This is a genomic window from Dyadobacter sp. CY261 (assembly GCF_021440085.1).
Taxonomy (GTDB): domain Bacteria; phylum Bacteroidota; class Bacteroidia; order Cytophagales; family Spirosomataceae; genus Dyadobacter.
Window position 1 is genome coordinate 379681 of record NZ_JAKCPW010000002.1, and the last position, 18516, is coordinate 398196.

Consider the following 18516-nt stretch of genomic DNA (forward strand, 5'->3'; position numbering starts at 1 on the left):
AGATTGAACGAGAAAGAAAATTCAACTTTTAACCGATAGAAATCATGAAAGCCAGTAACACCAAAACCGTTGTATTTGTAACAGGCGCATTTGTAAGCCATCATGGCTGGGACCAATGGAAAACCTATTTCGAAAACCAGGGTTACACTACTTATGCACCTGCATGGCCTTATAAAGATGCTCCTGCCGCTGAACTAAGAAACAGACAACCTCATGATACCGACCTGGCCGGCCTGACATTGACTGAACTTGTTGATCATTATGCCAATTTTATAAAAGCGCTACCCGAAAAACCGATCATCATCGGCCACTCGTTGGGCGGATTGATCACACAGATATTGATTAACCGCGATTTAGGGGTTGCCGGTATCGCTATTCACCCAGTGCCTCCACAAGGTGTGCTCCCCTACGAATTCTCATTCCTAAAAGCAGGATATAAAGTATTGGGACTATTTACATCCTTGAAAAAAACTTACCTGATGTCACTGGCCGACTGGCAATATGCTTTCACCAATGGTATGACGCTCGATGAGCAAAAACGCACCTGGGCAGAAAATGTGATCCCCGAATCGAAAACCGTAGCGCGCGGCGGCCTTACCTCCGCAGCCAAAGTCGACTTTAAAAAAGCACACGCTCCACTGCTGATTACTTCCGGTGAATTCGACAATATTATCCCGGCGTCGATGAATTTGCGCAATTTCAAAGCCTACAAAAACAATGGCTCAGTGCTGGATTACAAAGAATTCCCAGGTCGTAACCACTTCGTGCTAGGTCAGCCAACCTGGACAGAAGATGCCGATTACATCCTCGACTGGATCCGCAAACACTAAAACCACTTTCCAACCCGGCGTAGCGGCCGCCGCTGAGGCAGGAAATGGATTTAAGAAGACAGCTAAGAAAAACGGATTACATGTCTGAAAGGCGTAAAACCCGTGAGAAATACAGTTGGTGCTTCCATTGCCGGTAAGGCTCCCCGTAATGCAACGTTTTTGTGCAGCGCCAGCCCCGGACCAAAGGAAATGGTATCGCCTCCCAATTCATAAGAGCCCGTTGCCTCTTTTAACAGCCAGGAATCTTTGGTGTTTTCAATTCTGGAAACACCTTTGAGCGTTCCGCCCGGTCTGAAAATCAATTCCAATGCGGCGGGTACCCGCTCGGTGCCATTCGTTACCACTTCAATTTCCATTCCGCCGGAAGTTTCCCGGATGACCACTTTGGTTTCCAGCACTTGCACTTCGCTTTGCGGACGGTAGTTACGCGGCATTTTCTCCCAATCACCATCCGGGGCGATCGATTCTTTCGGATAGGGTTGAAAATACGGTCCATCAAGTTTCTGGGTGAGCACCCATTCATTACCATTCTGACTGATCTTTTCGGATTGAAACTGGCCTTTTCCAAAAAACGAGGAAGCGAAACGAACGCCCTGCAGAACCGCACTACCTTTCATGAATGTAAACCAAACGGGATTGTTGGCAATCAGCGTGCTATCCTGGCGGTCACGGCGGATGCGTACGAGACCAGAGTTGGGGAAGGTCTTTACATAATTGACAGGTACCGGCCTTTCGGCCGGCAGTTCCACCCAAAGAGACGGGTCGGCCAGGAAGTAATCCAGGAACGCGCCGGTTTTCGGCCCCGCCGTTTTCTCGATCAGCCTGCACATTGCAGCATAAGAGCCGTTTTGATCTTTGATCGCGAAGTATCGGTAGGGGTAATAGTAGTTTTCCAGTGTACCCACAATGGCCTTGTCTTGTCTTCCGGAGGCATCGGTGACGATTTCGGCGTTCGGGTGTACATAATACATGGTCATGTCCAGGTTTTTGCGGACGGCGTCGAAAAGGTCGGTTTTCCCGAGCCCCTTGCCGACGGTAATGAGCAGGCGGTCGGTGAGGGAGGAGTAAATGAATGTACTCTTCTCATTGTATTGCCCGTCGCGGTCGATGTCGATATGCTCTGCCAGCCATTGCTGTATCCGCGCTACATATTTGGGATTGGGCCAGAGTTCGTTCAACTTGGTCAATGCCGCTGAAATGACCCAGCGGTGGTTGGGTGTGTGAACGCCGCCCACGCTCAGCGCGTCACCCGCACGCAGGAGAAAGGTTTTCAGGTTTGCAAGCATTTTATCCGCTCCTTCCGTACCCGATTTTTCGACCAGCGAATAAGCCATGGTGAGCCTTTTGACCAGAAAACCGGTGTCTGGCGTCGAATGAAAATTAGTCGACAGCAAATCGATCGTCCCATCCGAATGCTGCGTTTTGACGAGATATAATGCTGCCAGATCCATATCCACAAGCAGTTCTTTCGACTTATAAAATTTAGAGGAAGATGAAGACAGGCCACAGGCACCCCATTGGATCAATGCAGCCGTGCTATGCGGATTGAGCAGGTCAAAACCATCGCGTAAGCCACCCAGATCGGCGCTTTTGGAATCTTTGACCTGATAAGTTCTCAATGATTCAATGCTTTTATCATTCTGTTTTACCAGCGTTTCGAGCCACTGGGGCCTACTATCGGCATTGATGCGGCGTGCACTGATGCCCGCCGACGAAACTATGGGTACGGCGCAAAGTGCCAGGCCGCTGTTTTTGACGAAATCTCTTCTGTCCATGAAAGTCGGGTTAGGATACTTTTGGGAAAAAGGATCAGATGCTCGCCGGTTACTTGATCGGTGGTAGCGTTTATGAATCAATCCCACCCGCTTACGAAGTACATTGTCTGCTGAGTCGGGATGTTTAGTATATTTAATAGTAAAAATGACACGTGTGTTGCAACAGTTACAAATAAGTCGTTGTCTTGTATTTGACTGAAAGTATTTCTATTAATTTTGTCGTATTTTTTGCTAAGTATCGTTTGAGTGGTAATTGAATGCTGTATACTGAATGAAAACAACTGTACTTCGCAATTTAAGTTTGGGTTACCTGATGCTGCCAAACCTGATCTTCGCGATCAGCTGGTTCAGATTGCCCATTTCGGTGTGTCTGGCGGTGGGGATTGTGTTTATGTACGCCATCAACTACCAGCGGGAAAAAGCGCTTAAAACCGATCTCGCAACCCGTCATATGGTCGAGATCGGATTCATTTCGTTGGCTATTATCGCTTTTTCGGGAATTGGAGGTCTTTGTTTCCAGGCGTTCGATTTCTTGGCGCATAATTCCAAATATTACACTTTATACAACCAGTCCTGGCCGGTATTGTTTAAAGAGAATGGTCGATATGCCTGCCACTATTTCGGCTTCTTTCTCGTTCCCGCATTGATTTCCAAAGGCCTGGGCGAGCCGTCAGGCATCGCGTTATATCTCTGGGCGTCGATCGGGCTCTTTATCGGGATTTGCTGGATATTTATTTTTACGAGCAAGAGCTATTTATCGTTGATATTCTTTCTCTCATTGGGCGGGATCGGGCACGTTGTCAAGGTATTGTTCCTGCATGCCATCGGGCTTAACTATCACGTACCGCCGTTTTTTACAGAAATCTGGCCCGTATTGTACCAAACGCAATGGGCACCTAACCAGCTTATACCGATCATTATCGTTTCCTGCATTCTGTTTAATGACTATGTGTATACTAAAAAGCCGGAAAAGAGCTTTTTAGCGGTGACATCAATCTTTATCTGGGGGATTTTCCCTTCGATCGTTTTCGTGGTCATTTTCGGGATGCTAATTATCCTGCGTTACTACAAAGAGCCGCGGTATTTTCTGAAACCCAGGCCCATGCTGGACCTTTTCGTGCCTGGATTGCTATTCATTCCCACATTCTTCTTCTTTTTACAGGGGAAAAGCTCCGTGATCACAGGTTTTATCTGGCAGTTCAACCCACTGAACGAAATCGCCTTCCACTATTTCTTCGGCGTGGTGATCGACCTGGCGGTACTCTATGGGATCGTGCTCATTCTCAAACTGCATAAGAGTCAGTATGCAAATGTGATCCATAGTTTGTTTTTGCTGCTGATCGCTATTTCGCTTTTCCGGATGGGTAAATGGAACGACTGGTTCCTACGCGGCAGCACCCCGGTACTCACTTTGCTGATGCTATTCATTCTCCACCGTTTCTCCGAATGGGTGAAGGAACATCCCGGCTGGTATAAAATGCGTGTCGCATATCCCATCGTTATTTTCCTGGTACTTGGCCTGGTAGTCCCGATCTCACATATTAAGCGAGCATTGAGTGAAAATGTGGTGATGCATTCTTTGTTCCCCGATAAAGTTAAATTCACGCCCTATCCATACGACCAGTATGAGGATTTCTACCAATTAGGCAAAGCCGTTTACTCTCAGCAGGAAGCCAACCAGTTCCTCGGGCAGAAGGGTTCGTTTTACGAGTTGTATCTGGCAAGGCCGCAGGAGAATGTTGACGGCCAACGGCCGACGGCTGACCGTTGACCGCCGATGGCCAGTGACTGACGATGGACGATCGACCATGGACCATGGCTGTCTGTCAATAAACACCTGACTATTTCCACACCAATCAACAAAACCAAACCATGGTCCATCGTCTATGGTCTGCATCGTCCGCGGTCGGCGGTCAGCGGTCATTCAAGCCCCAACACTCTTCTTAAATCCCGGCGCCACCCTGTTCTTTGACACTTGCTCGTAGGCATAAGCGATGCTGATGAGCTCGGGCTCGCGGAAGGCTTTGCCCAGGAACGAAATTCCTAGCGGCAGGCCGTTCAGCAAGCCCATCGGCAGGGTGACAGACGGAAAGCCCGACAATGCAGCGGGGCCATAGGAGCCGTATCCCGTCCAGAAATCGCCGTTCACAAGATCGATACACCACGATGGGCCCGTGGACGGGCCGCATAATGCGTCGAGTTTGTTCTTGTCGAATAGTTCGTTCAGTGAATTGGCTACACCATGGATCTTTTCCAGCGCTTCTTTATATTCTTTTGAGTCCAGATCCCCCTTTGCTTGCGATGACTCAAAAAGTTCCTGGCCAAAATGGGGCATTACCTTCGCCCTGTTTGCCGTGTTGAAGGCGATCAGCCCTTCGAGCGATTTGATTTTGGCATTGGAGGTGGTGAGGTACCGGTTCACACCGTCCTTGAACTCATATTGCAGCACAAGTGACTCCGCGCCCGGAAGCCTCTGCGTTTTCATGTATTCAACTTCAATAATTTCAGCACCTGCCGCTTTGAGCTGCTCCAATGCCTTGCTCAACAGCGGATCGATTCCTTCGTGCACTTTCAGCATGGTCTTTTCTACGCCGATTCGCTTGCCTTTCAAACCATTTGGGTCGAGAAATTGGGTATAGTCAGTTGGGAGTGGCAGCGGCGCTTTGTGATAGGGAGGATCAGCAGGATCCTGTCCGGCCATGGCCCCAAGTAATGTGGCAGCGTCCGCGACCGTCCGGCCAAAAGGCCCGGCGGTATCCTGTGTTATGGAAATAGGTATAATACCGCTCCGGCTTACCAATCCTACGGTGGGTTTGATGCCCACGACGCCGTTCATTGATGCCGGACAGGCAATGGAGCCGTTTGTTTCGGTGCCAACCGCCACAGCACACAAATTAGCCGCTACCGCCACCGCTGAGCCGGAACTTGACCCGCAAGGCGAGCGGTCGAGCACGTAAGGGTTTTTCGTTTGTCCGCCGCGGCTGCTCCATCCGCTCGACGATCGTGTGGAGCGGAAATTAGCCCATTCGCTCAGGTTGGTTTTGCCCAGAATCACCACTCCCGCTTCCCGCAACCGGTTGACCATGAATGCATCCTTGGAAGACGCATTATCTGCCAGGGCCAGAGAGCCAGCCGTCGTTTTCATCTGATCGGCGGTATCGATATTATCTTTGAGTAGTATTGGGATGCCATGCAGAGGGCCGCGGAGTTTTCCTGCTTTTCGTTCTTTGTCGAGGGCCGAAGCGATGCGCATTGCATCCGGGTTCAGTTCAATAATCGAATTGAGTTTGGGTCCGGCCTTGTCGATTCTGGCAATTTCGTCGAGGTAATATTTTGTGAGCGCTGCGGAAGTCAGCTGGCCGGCCTTCATGCGTTTTTGTATCTCGGCTACGGTCGTTTCTGCGTATTCTCCGGCAGCCACAGCCTGGCGATTGCTTTCGCCGAATGCGGGTAACATGCCCAACAATCCTGCCGCCGAACTCAGCCGGACAAAGTTTCTTCTTTTCATGGAGTGAATTACGGGTATGGTTTACCTGCAATATAAAAACTCTAGTGCGCTGATCTATCGACGGGGAGGCTTATGAGTGAGTTTTTTCCAAATCCATATGATCAGCAGGAATGGAGACATAATAATGGCAGTAAACGCAGCTGCCACACCGAGTATCCCTGCGAAAATAAGGCGTAGAAATGCCGTTAAAAAATTGCTCATGAATTCGGAGGAGCGAGAATGTAAAACTAATTTTATCAGCAGTCGCAAATAGCGGAAATCATTCTAGATTTTGTAGAATCGACGCTACTAGTTTATGATAACGCGTAGCATTAAATCTATAAATCATTAAATTATTTCCAAAAATAAGAACATTTTTTTGGGTGGCACAGTTATTTTTATAACTTTGGTAATGAAATTTATTAATATAATTTGCATCGGCATGAACTTCTTATCGAACGTAATTGGGTATTCCGGGAAGTTATTTTTTGCAACTATTATGTTTTTCGCAATGATTATTTCGACTGTCATTTCCCTGCCATTTATAGGTGCGGGAATTATCAAGGATGCTATTAATGCACATCACCACCACGCTGGGGAAGGCAATTTGATAGACGATTATAGCGATTACTAAGTATACAACTAACGGAAGCAAAGAGGGTATGGACGGGATGTCCGTACCCTCTTTGCATTACAGCTGTCCACACAAATAATGTCCCGACTACTGCCTGATTTGAGCTGGATCAAGTAATTTGGCGTCCGATTACCCGCTTCTTCATGTCAATGGATCCGTTTAAAAAGGTTACCAGCTTCGTCTTTCTGATTTCTTTTACCATTTCTGTTTCGCCGGTACTGGCCCAGGAAATGCGCTATACGTTCGAGAAGGGATTAATGGGCTCCCCATTTAAACTTGTCGTTTACGCTCAGAACGATTCCATCGCCAAAGTAGCGGCCGACCATGCATTCGGAAGGGTGGAAGAGCTGAACGAGATCATGAGCGACTACCGAGACGGAAGCGAGATTAACCGGCTTTCCGCTACATCGGGAAGTGATACCTGGGTAAAAGTTAGCAAGGATCTATTCGATATTCTGGCCATTTCACAGGACATCAGTGCTAAAACGGGTGGCGTTTTCGATGCTACCTTAGGACCGGTGGTGCAATTGTGGCGCCGTGCCACGCGCAAAAATATTTTTCCGTCCGAAGAGGAGATTCGCGAAGCACTCTCGCGAACCGGCTATAAAAAGTTGAAAATGGACACCAAAACGCAAAGCATTATGCTCACGCAAAAAGGCATGCGGCTCGACATCGGCGGGTTGGGAAAGGGGTACGCTGCAGAAGAGGCGATTAAAGAGGTTAAAAAATTAGGCATTACATCAGCGATGATGGATGCGGGTGGCAAGATCGTGCTCACAAATCCGCCTCCTGGCACCATGGGTTGGAATATTAATGTTTCCAACGGCAGCGATTCGCTCAGGGCTATGCAGTTATCCAATGTCGCGCTGGCGACGTCCGGGCCGACTTATCGATATATGGAATACAAAGGAGTCCGCTATTCCCATATTGTGGATCCGAAAACGGGTGTCGGGCTACTCTTCCACGTGCGTACGACCGTGATTTCCCCGGATGGCACCGTGGCCGACGCGCTGGCCACCGCATTTAGTGTAGCGGGAATCAAGAAGAGTAGAAAGTATCTCAGGCGTTTCAAAGGCAGTAAAGTGTGGCTCGTCGAGAAGCAGGGAGGCGGCATGGCAGAGTGGAACACGCTTGAATAGGCTGCGCGAGGAAAACATGCGGCGTGCATTAGTCAGTGAATCAGATCCTTACGGGAGTTTACGCAGCTGTATGAATGTTTCGGATTCCAACAGTATTGAAAGTGCCTATATGGAGAACAGCGATCAGATTAGTTTTGTAAAAAAAGAGCATAAGTTGGATAAAAGCAGCAAATATTAGTTTTAAATGTATATTTTAAATGATTGTTTAAATTTATCATTTAAAATATTTGACATTGTTATTTCTATTCTCCAACTTTGGATCGTTGATTCAATAAGCAGCTGCAATCATTAACAAAATCTAATACACCAAGAGCGTGAAGTGCGGTACAGAAAAAAGTGAAGACAGGATAAGGGAAGCGGCAAAGCGTGTTTTTCTGAAAAAGGGTTTTGACGGTACCACATCGCGGGATATTGCGAAGGAGGCCGATATGAATATTGCGTTAACAAACTACTATTTCAGGAGCAAGGAGAAATTGTTTCTGGAAATCTTCAAAGATGTGCTGGAAGAGTATTTCCAGAGCATGCTCACAATCCTGAATAAGGACATAGATATTAAAACCAAAATCTCAGAGATCGTCGATAACGATTTCGAAATGATGAAAAGGGAGCCGGACTTGGTTATTTTCATTATGAACGAGATGCACAAGGCGCCTCAAAGGCTGTTTCCCGATATGTCGGTTTTTCGGCAGGTGCGGGAAACTTACCTGAAAAAGCAAATAGAGGAAGGGGTTGCAAATGGGACAGTGAGGCCTATGCTACTCGAAAATATCCTCCCGCTCATTAAATGTGGCGTTGAGTTCATATTCATGGGAAAGGAAATCCATAAGGAGCTTTTCATGATGAATGAGGAAGAATTTGCCAAGTATGCCGAGGAACAGAAAGAGCACATTAAGGCAATGGTGTGCAACTACCTCATCTTAGCGTAGTCATTTTTTTTGCCGCTTCATTAAACAAACATTTAAAATAAACATTTATTCAAGCCATGAAACACCTGTTCCATGTCACGGGAATGCTATGCCTGATGTTATTTCAGCGAACACAGGCCCAGGAATACGATCTGAACCAACTCCTCGATCTGGCCATGAAGAATGATTTTAGCGTCCAGGCCGCACGGTTGGAGGAATCCAAAACCAATGCGAAGATCGACGAGGTGAAATCGGGGCTCCTACCTACACTGAATGTGTCGGGCGATTACAAACGGTATTTCAAGATACCCGGCCAGGTAGTGCCGGCGAGTGCATTCGGCGGGAAGGAAGGCGAGTTTACTACTCTGGCATTTGGTTTGCCATATAATCTGTCAACCACTGCACAAGTAACTCAGGCACTGTACAATCCGTCCATTAAGTATGCGTTGAGAGCGGCAAATCTGACCCGCGAGCTAACATCGCTCAGTACGGTTAAAACAAAGGAAGAGGTAGCTTACAATGTTACCGACGCCTATTATAATCTGGTAACCATCTCGCAGCAGATGGCATTTCTGGACAGTAACCTGATTTCGCTCGACCGCCTTTACAAGGTTTCGGATTTGTTGTATCAGAACAAGCTTGGCCAGCGGGTGGATGTGGACAGGATTTTAATTAACAAAACTACCACCGAAACGCAGCAGGCAACACTTAAAGACAATTACAATCAATTGGTTAACCTATTGAAATACTACGCGGGTATTTCGCAAAGTGATTCTATACGTATATCTATAAGCGTTCGTACTGTGGCGCTGCCGGCCTACGCGGATTGGGACAAAACCAGACGTACGGATGTAGCCCTTCTCCAAAAACAAAAAGACCTTAACGTATTGCAAGACAAGAATATACGGTCGGGTCTGCTTCCGACGGTGAATGCTTACGGTGTGGCGAACATGGCGTTTTATGCACAGGGCGGCGATCACTCAACCTTCCAGGATGTGCCGGGCTACTGGGCCGGATTACAGCTCAATTGGAATGTCTTCGACGGCCTGGCGCGCAAAGCAAAGCGCAGCCAGAACCAGATCGACAAGGAGAAGCTGGATGTACAGCTGAGGCAGGTTCGCGAGGCCATTCAAATGGAGGAGAACAACGCCCGGAACAAGTTCGGCGTAGAACAAAAGAATATCAATGCAAAGAAAGATCAGGTGGCGCTAGCGGAAAAAGTGTATAAACAGATCCAGTTGCAATTCAAAGAAGGTACTGTATCGCTCACAGACGTTATCCAGTCCGAAAATAGCCTGCTGGATGCCCAGAGCAACTATCTCACCTCGCTGGTACAACTCCTGAAAGCCGAGCTCGAATGGAAAAAGGCTACCGGGCAACTCGTTCAGAAATAAAAACAAACTTCATCAACAGCTAAAACCAATGATTGAATGACCGAATGGTTGAATGATTGAATGAACCGCCGTGGAACGGGGAATGAGTGAATATTTCTCTCTCATTTCAACCACTCTATTTAGATCCTTCCAGAATCACAAGTATTCAAAATTCAGTCATTCAGTCATTCAAAATTCACTCATTCTCCGTTCAATCATTCAATCATTCAGTCATTCAATCATTCACTCATTCAACACTCATGAAACGTCTATTCATCTTCCTGGGAATTATTGCCGTGCTGGGGCTTACGGCGGCGAAGTTGCTGAGCAACAAGGAAAAAACGGAGCAGAAAGTATATATCCCAGATCCTGATCCGAAGGTAGGGGTGAAAGTAGCCGTGGCTGAGCTGCGCGATCTTTCACAGGAATCGGGTTTTTTAGGTTCTTTTGATCCTAATCGTAAGGTGGAAATCCGCCCCCAGGCCGGTGGCGAGATCGTCAAACTCAATGTAGAAGTTGGCCAGCATGTAGCTGCGGGGCAATTGATCGCGAAAATCGACGACGAGCAATTGCATTATCAGGTGGAAGCATTGCAGGTAACATTGGAAGGTTACCAGAATGATCTGAAACGTTATGAGGCACTCGTAAAAGGCGACGCCGTACCGGCAGTGAATCTGGAACGCACGGAACTGAATATCCGCAGCACACAGGCTCAGATCAAACAACTGAACAAACAGATTAAAAATACCAGCATTATTGCACCTTTCGGAGGCATTATTACTGCCAAAATGGTTGAAAAAGGTTCGGTAGTAAGCCAGGGAACGCCCATTGCGGAAATCACGGATATTTCTTCGCTGAAACTGGTCGTGAATATTCCTGAAAAATCAGTGAATGAATTCAGGACCGGAAAGCCGGTTCCCGTACGCACCGACGTGTACCCGCATGTGAATCTGAATGGTCGGGTAACGATGGTAGCCGCCCAGGGTGACGAAGCGCACAACTATCCGGTTGAAATTACAGTACAAAACTCGTCAGCAAATCCATTAAAAGCAGGTATGTACGGCTCTATTGCCAACGCATCGCGTGTAAAGGGCGAGGCATTGGCGGTACCGCGGCAGGCCATTATGGGCTCGGCCAAGCAGCCACAGCTATATGTGGTCGAAAATGGCAAGGCGGTATTGCGCGACGTGGCGATTGGTGCTACCACCAATGAATATTACGAAATCACCAAAGGACTGAAAACCGGCGACCGGGTGGTAACCAGCGGGCAGATCAACCTGCAAAATGGCACATCGGTAGTAGCGCAGTAAACATTTCATCAACAAGCTCATGAAATTCATTGAAACCATACTGAAGCGTCCGTCGATGATCATCGTGCTTTTCGCGATCCTGTTCATCGGTGGGTTGGCTTCCTATAACCAACTCAGTTATGTGCTGTTGCCGGAGTTCTCAGTTCCGACGATAACCATTACGACATTATATCCAGGTGCGGCGCCCACGGAGGTAGAGGCGGAGGTCAGCAAGAAGATTGAGGACGCGGTGTCCGGCCTGGATAATATTGAAGACGTTACTTCCAAATCGATGGAAAGTGCGTCGCTCGTGATCGTGCAGTTCAAGGCAGGTACCGATATTGATAAAGCATTGGAAGATGCACAGCGTGATGTGAACAACATGCTCAGCGACTTGCCAGAGGATGCTGAAACGCCGTCATTGTCCAAAATTTCGCCGAGCGACCAGCCTATTATGCAATTGCTCGCCACATCGAGTTTGCCCAATGAGGTGTTTTACCAACAGGTGGAAGACAAATACCTCCCGATGTTGCAGCAGATAGAAGGTGTGGCCGAGATCACCATGACCGGCGGCGACCAACGCGAGATCCGCATTAATGTGAACAATGACAAGCTGCGTTTTTACGGACTATCGCTTTTACAGGTAAGCCAGGTCATTAACCAGGCCAACCTTGATTTCCCAACCGGGAAAGTGAAGAACACATCGGAGAACATGACCCTTCGCCTGGCCGGCAAGTTCGCGTCGCTGGACGATATCCGTAACCTGGTGATCGCCTCGCCTGTGAATGGCAGTTCGATCAGGGTAGGGGATGTGGCCGAGATCACCGATGGTCTTACCGACGCGGAAAGTATCAGCCGGTATAATGGTGTAAACGGTATTGGTTTGTTTATCAAAAAACAATCTGACGCTAATGCCGTAGAGATCAGCAAATCGGTGCAGGCTAAGCTGGCTTCCATTGAAAAGGGTAATGCTAAAGACCACGTCAAATTCGCGATTGCTTACGACAGTTCGATATTTACACTGGAATCGGTGGAAGCGGTCACGCACGATCTGGTGATTGCGGTGATCCTGGTTGCCGTTGTAATGCTGCTATTCCTGCATAGTTTCAGGAACGCATTCATCGTCATGGTTTCGGTGCCTGCGTCGCTCATTGCCGCATTCCTTTTTATGTATGTAATGGGTTATTCGCTGAATTTGATGACGCTGCTCGCGCTGTCGCTCGTGATCGGTATTCTTGTGGATGACTCCATTGTGATCCTGGAAAACATCCAGCGGCATTTGGAAATGGGTAAGAACCGCTGGGACGCAACGGTGGAAGGAGTGACCGAAATTGGTTTTGCTGCATTGGCCATTACGCTTGTGATTGTGGTCGTATTTGTTCCTATAACCATGGTTAACTCAGTAATTGCTGATTTGTTACGGCAGTTCTCGCTTACGGTGGCGTTCGCTACATTGGTCAGTTTGCTGGTGAGTTTCACATTAACTCCCTGGATGACGTCCAAAATGGCAAGGGTCGAACATCTTAACCCAAAAAATCCGGCGCAGGCTTTCCTGATCTGGTTTGAAAAGGGTTTGACGGCATTAACAAAATGGTACCATGGTAGTTTGGAATGGGTGCTGGGACATAAACTGGCCTTCTCGGGAATATTGGTGGCGATCGTCGTGATGACGGGTTGGGTGATGGGTCTGGGCATTATCGGCTCGGAGTTCGTGGCCGAAGGTGATCAGGGAAAATTCCTGCTAACCATGAAACTCGACAAAAGCGTGTCGCTGCAACAAAATAACCTGACCGCACGAAATATTGAAGACTACCTGCGCAGAAAGCCGGAAGTGAAAACGATTTTTGCGAACGTCGGTGGCGCGAGCACCGGCCTGAACAGCTCGGGCCAAGGCGAAACCAATCGTACCGAGCTAACAGTAGAGCTCATTCCCGTCGGGGAACGAAAGAATGCACAACCGACCGAAGATTACATGCTGGCCGTGCGCAAAGAGCTGGAGCAACGATTCGCAGGTGTGGAATTCAACTCCGCGGCGATCGGGATGGTGAACTCCGGTACGTCTCCGATCGAGATATTCCTGAGCGGCGACGATCTCGGCAAGATCCTTACTGCCGCCAACAACCTCGCTGACCGCTTACGGAAAACGCCCGGAGCAAACGATGTCAATGTATCGGTAGAAGCGGGTAATCCAGAAGTTCGCGTGGATATCGACCGTGAAAAAATGGCCAAGCTGGGACTGGATATTCAAACAGTAGGAGCTACGATGCAAAATGCATTTGCCGGGAACGACGATTCGAAGTATCGCCAGGGTGGGGAGGATTACGATATCCGCATTATGCTCGATGCATTCGACCGCAAGGACCCTGAAGATGTGAAGGCAATTACTTTTTATAGTCCGGTGGCTAAGCAATCCGTACAGCTTGCACAGTTTGCAGATGTGACATTGAGTACTGGTCCAAGTATTGTTGAGCGTAAAAATCGTCGTTCATCCGTGACAGTAACCGCCAATACATTAGGGATTGGATCGGGAACTTTGGTGAGTAATATTCAGGCCGGTTTAAAGGAAAATCCGATTCCGGACGACATTATACTTACCTGGGGCGGTGACGCAAAAAACCAGAGCGAAGGTTTCGGTTCGTTGGGACTAGCGATGCTGGCGGGGTTGATGCTGGTGTATTTTATCATGGTGTTGCTCTACGATAGTTTTGTGTATCCGTTTGTGGTGCTGTTTTCAATACCGGTAGCGGTGATCGGGGCATTGCTGGCGCTGGCGCTGTCGTCGTCTAACATCGGGATATTCGCGATGCTCGGTATGCTGATGCTCATCGGCCTTGTGGTGAAGAATGCGATCCTGATCGTCGACTTCGCCAATCAGCAGAAGGCAATGGGCGTGCCATTCCGAAAGGCAATTCTCATTGCCGGTGAAGAGCGTCTCCGGCCTATCCTGATGACGACCATTGCCATGGTGATCGGGATGGTTCCCATCGCTACTGCAACGGGTGCCGGAGCGGAATGGAAGAACTCCCTGGCCTGGGTGCTCATCGGCGGTTTGACAAGTTCGATGTTGCTTACCATCTACCTCGTGCCAATGGCATATTATTTAGTGGACAGGCTTGGGGAAATCTGGAATACCTGGCGTGCAAAGTCGGGGCGGGTGCAAGAAAGCATTGTAGCAGAAGAAATTTAAAGGATCGAGTTCCGTAACATGAAAAAATTAATGTTTTGTCCTGCTTCTTTGAATTCATTCAGCAAACCCAAAGTCGGTCAGAGCTTGGTGGTTACAGGTCTGGGCATTGAAAGAGGACAAAACATTTTTTTTCTTTTTACCGGGAAAATACAAAATGAACCGAAGTTTTAATGAACTACTCAAGCCGGTATTGGGTTTATCACTTAACCCGAAATATTGACAGGTGAAAATATGAGTTAGCCAATGGCGAAATTTCTATTTTGAAAGGCAATCGATGACGGGTCAACAAGCGTAAAAAACATATTCGAGACTCACGATCTAACAAGTACTTTAACATGGGAAATAAAAGCTACAATACCAATTGACTTGCCTGATGTCTCTATCAGGCCGCAGCCTGATGCCGGTAGGCACCCCACTAAAACAAGCTGTTGATTCTGACATTAATTATCTATGGGTAAAATCTTAAATAATCGCATCGCTGAATTCAAAGACCCGGCGATTGCAAGAGCAAAAGGTGTATATCCTTTTTTCAGACCGATCGAGTCCGGACAGGACACAGAGGTTATCATTAACGGGAAGCCGGTCCTGATGTTCGGGTCCAACTCCTATCTGGGTTTAACATCCCATCCCTACATCATCGAAGCTTCGCAAAAAGCGGCACAGAAGTATGGAACAGGTTGTGCTGGTTCGCGCTTCCTGAATGGAACCCTCGACATTCATGAAGAACTGGAACGCCGCCTCGCCAAGTATGTAGGCAAGGAAGGTGCAGTGCTTTTCAGCACGGGTTACCAGGCCAATTTGGGTGCATTATCGTGCCTGACTGGCCGTAACGACTACCTGATCCTCGACGAAAGCGACCATGCGTCCATTATCGACGGAAGCCGCCTGTCGTTCTCGAAGGTGATCAAGTATAAGCACAACGATATGGAGGACCTGCGTAAAAAGCTGGCCCTGCTCCCCGAAGAGGCTGTGAAGCTGATCGCCACGGACGGTATTTTCAGTATGGAAGGCGACATTGTAAAGCTGCCTGAACTGAATGCCATCGCGCAGGAGTTCGATGCGACTATCCTGGTGGACGACGCGCATAGCCTTGGGGTGATCGGAGATAAAGGAGCCGGAACTGCTTCCTACTTCGGCCTGACCGAGACAACCGACCTTATTATGGGAACATTCAGCAAATCGCTGGCTTCCCTGGGTGGCTTTATCGCCGGTGATGCCGCTACGATCGATTACTTGAAACATCGCGCACGCTCGCTCATGTTCAGCGCGAGCATGACGCCCGCATCCGTAGGAAGCACATTGGCTGCCCTGGATATTATCGAAACAGAGCCGCACCACATGGAGCGCCTATGGGCTAATACAAGATACGCGAAAGAGTTGTTGCTCGTGAATGGTTTCGACCTGGGCGCAACCGAAAGCCCGATTTTGCCGCTGTATATCCGCGACAACGAGAAGACTTTCATCATGACACGCAGATTGCAGGACGAAGGGATTTTTGTGAACCCGGTGGTTTCGCCAGGTGTACGCCCTGAACAGTCGCTGATCCGTTTCTCGCTGATGGCTACGCATACATTCAGCCAGATAGAGGAAGCGGTCGACAAAATGTCCCGTGTCTACCGTGAGGTTTGTCCTGACGCAATCATTGAAAGACAAAGACTATGACCCGCATTGCCCCCGTAAACTCTTCTAAGGAATTAGCAAAGTTCATTGATTTTCCGCATGATCTGTATCAGCACGATCCGAATTATGTCCCGGAATTATTCATTGCTCAAAAGGACATGCTTACCCCTGGCAAGCACCCGTTCCATGAGCACTCGGAAGTAAAATTGTTTCTCTCCTACGACGGAGACAAGGTGAACGGAAGGATAGCGGCGATTTACAATACGAACCACAATGCTTTTACAAATAGAAACGACGGTTTTTTCGGTTTTTTCGACACTGTGAATGATCAAAAGGTAGTGGATGGGCTTTTGAAAGAAGCCACTGCCTGGGTAAAGCAAAAAGGAGCTGATACGATTGTTGGTCCGGTCAATTTATCGACCAACGAAACCTGCGGCCTGCTGATCGAAGGATATGACCGCCCGCCGATGGCGATGATGCCCTACAACGCACCCTACTATCTCCCATTGCTGGAAAAGACCGGTCTACAAAAGAAAACCGACTTGCTGGCATACGAGATCAATGTGGCGGATTCTAATGACAAGTCGGTGCGATTGATCGACGCATTGGAGGGAAGGCTTCAAAGAAGTGGTATTACGATCCGGCAGGTAAATCTGAAAGACTTTAAAAATGAGGTCGTTAAGATCCGGGCAGTATACAATAAGGCTTGGGACAAGAACCTGGGTTTTGTGCCAACGACGGAAGCCGAATTTGACTACCTGGCTAAGGACCTGAAAATGATCCTTGATCCCAGGTACTGTCTGGTTGCCGAAAAGGATAACGAACTGGTCGGATTTATACTAGGTATTCCGGATATCAACCAGATTCTGATCAAAATCAAGCGCGGACGTTTGTTGCCTACCGGGATTTTTAAATTACTGTTTGGCAAGAAGAACATTACACGCATCCGTGTGCTCACATTGGGGGTGATTGACGGCTACCGGAAAATGGGTATCGAAGCCTGTCTGTACGGGCGCATTATCAAGAATACCTATGGCACCAAAGTGACCGGCGGGGAATGCTCGTGGATGCTGGAAGACAATTATGTGATGAACCACGCCATCGAGCAGATCAACGGGAAGCTGTACAAACGGTACAGATTGTTTGAAAAATCGATATGAGGGAAAGAGTATTCATAACTGGGGCCAGCGGATTTATAGGTTACCATCTGGTAGCGGCGGCACTCGAAGCAGGCATGGAAATTCATGCGGCGGTGAGGCCAAGCAGCGACCTGAGTTTCCTGAAAAAGCTGAATGCCAATCCAAAGGACCTGGTGTATGTGAATGCTGATTTCAGCTCAAAAGATAAGTTGAAAAAGCTGCTGGACGATGGCGGTTATACCTACATCATCCACGCGGCAGGAGTGACGAAAGCAAAAACAGCCGCTGCCTATAATTTGGTCAATGCGGAATATTCGCTCAATCTGGCGCAGGCCGCAATGTCTGCGGACATTCCATTGAAGCGGTTTGTGTTTTTGAGCAGCCTCGCGGCGCTAGGCCCGGCGGCTTACAATGCGGCCCAGCCAATTACAGAAGAAACCTTGCCTGTTCCGGTGACGGATTACGGAAGAAGCAAGTTACTGGCTGAGCATTATCTGAAAGAAGTAAGTGGCCTGCCGCTGAGCATTATCCGCCCGACAGCAGTGTATGGCCCCGGCGAAAAAGACTTATTTGTTCTTTTTAAAACACTCAGCAAAGGCCTCGACGCCTATATCGGCAACGGACCGCAAAAGTTGAGTTTCGTGTATGTGACAGACCTCGTGACGGCCACTATGGCGGCATTGAGGGAAATGGAAAAGGAAATTACGGTTTACAATATCTCCGACGGACAGGCATATGACCGTTACGCATTGGCAGACCAGTTCAGGGCAATAAGCGGGAAGCAGATTTTCCGCACGCACCTGCCGCTGCTGCTCGTCGAAACGATCGCCAGGTTCCTGGATTTTGTTTATGCAAATTCATCAACAACACCGGTTTTAAACCAGGAAAAACTAAAAGAACTCACAGCCCCTAACTGGATCTGTAGCATAGATGCAGCCCGAAATCACCTGCATTACCAACCGCAATATAATCTGCACCAAGGACTCGCAGAAACATTGACCTGGTATAAGGAGAATAAGTGGCTTTAACTATCGTACCCGCTTGATCATGAACTGCTGCCGGTAAATCTGCCGGTGAGCATGCCTGGCTGGAAGCACAGCGTGCATGATTTAAAACAAGCGGAGGGCAGCCAAAACAC

Annotated in this window: 12 protein-coding genes; 10 read left to right on the top strand and 2 right to left on the bottom strand. The window is 48.3% G+C overall.

Annotated features, from left to right (window positions below; translation table 11 throughout):
- The first annotated feature begins 44 nt into the window (after positions 1 to 44).
- Complete coding sequence (locus tag LZD49_RS08860) at positions 45 to 830, top strand: alpha/beta hydrolase (RefSeq protein ID WP_234666982.1); 786 nt, start codon at positions 45 to 47, stop codon at positions 828 to 830.
- Between the two features lie 62 nt (positions 831 to 892).
- Here the strand turns inward: LZD49_RS08860 and LZD49_RS08865 are convergent, their stop codons facing one another.
- Entirely contained in the window at positions 893 to 2605 is a 1713-nt protein-coding gene (locus tag LZD49_RS08865) for a hypothetical protein (RefSeq protein WP_234666983.1), read from the bottom strand.
- A 271-nt stretch (positions 2606 to 2876) separates the two neighbouring features.
- Between LZD49_RS08865 and LZD49_RS08870 the strand changes: the two genes are divergently transcribed.
- Entirely contained in the window at positions 2877 to 4376 is a 1500-nt protein-coding gene (locus tag LZD49_RS08870; protein WP_234666984.1) for a hypothetical protein, read from the top strand.
- 153 nt (positions 4377 to 4529) lie between these two features.
- On the opposite strand, the gene LZD49_RS08875 is transcribed toward LZD49_RS08870, so the two are convergent.
- Positions 4530 to 6113, bottom strand: a complete 1584-nt coding sequence (locus tag LZD49_RS08875; RefSeq protein ID WP_234666985.1) for an amidase — start codon at positions 6111 to 6113, stop codon at positions 4530 to 4532.
- A gap of 762 nt (positions 6114 to 6875) precedes the next feature.
- Here LZD49_RS08875 and LZD49_RS08880 point away from each other — a divergent pair.
- From LZD49_RS08880 to LZD49_RS08915, 8 genes are all read left to right on the top strand, one after another.
- The gene (locus LZD49_RS08880) at positions 6876 to 7865 is read left to right on the top strand and encodes an FAD:protein FMN transferase (RefSeq protein ID WP_234666986.1); all 990 of its coding nucleotides are present in this window, start codon (positions 6876 to 6878) and stop codon (positions 7863 to 7865) included.
- A gap of 314 nt (positions 7866 to 8179) precedes the next feature.
- Complete coding sequence (locus LZD49_RS08885; protein WP_234666987.1) at positions 8180 to 8791, top strand: TetR family transcriptional regulator; 612 nt, start codon at positions 8180 to 8182, stop codon at positions 8789 to 8791.
- 56 nt (positions 8792 to 8847) lie between these two features.
- On the top strand, positions 8848 to 10164 hold the full coding sequence (locus LZD49_RS08890; RefSeq protein ID WP_234666988.1) for a TolC family protein: 1317 nt from the start codon (positions 8848 to 8850) through the stop codon (positions 10162 to 10164).
- Positions 10165 to 10403: 239 nt separating this feature from the next.
- A complete protein-coding gene (locus LZD49_RS08895) occupies positions 10404 to 11453 on the top strand; it encodes an efflux RND transporter periplasmic adaptor subunit (RefSeq protein WP_234666989.1) in 1050 nt (349 codons plus the stop codon).
- A gap of 19 nt (positions 11454 to 11472) precedes the next feature.
- Positions 11473 to 14619, top strand: coding sequence for an efflux RND transporter permease subunit (locus LZD49_RS08900; protein ID WP_234666990.1), 3147 nt, complete (start codon positions 11473 to 11475; stop codon positions 14617 to 14619).
- 450 nt (positions 14620 to 15069) lie between these two features.
- Entirely contained in the window at positions 15070 to 16281 is a 1212-nt protein-coding gene (spt, locus tag LZD49_RS08905) for a serine palmitoyltransferase (protein WP_234666991.1), read from the top strand.
- A complete protein-coding gene (locus tag LZD49_RS08910; RefSeq protein ID WP_234666992.1) occupies positions 16278 to 17399 on the top strand; it encodes a hypothetical protein in 1122 nt (373 codons plus the stop codon). The genes spt and LZD49_RS08910 overlap by 4 nt, the downstream gene beginning before the upstream one ends.
- Positions 17396 to 18406: an NAD(P)-dependent oxidoreductase gene (locus LZD49_RS08915; RefSeq protein WP_234666993.1), complete on the top strand. Its 1011-nt coding sequence runs from the start codon at positions 17396 to 17398 to the stop codon at positions 18404 to 18406. Before LZD49_RS08910 ends, LZD49_RS08915 begins: the two co-directional genes overlap by 4 nt.
- The last annotated feature ends 110 nt before the right edge of the window (positions 18407 to 18516 follow it).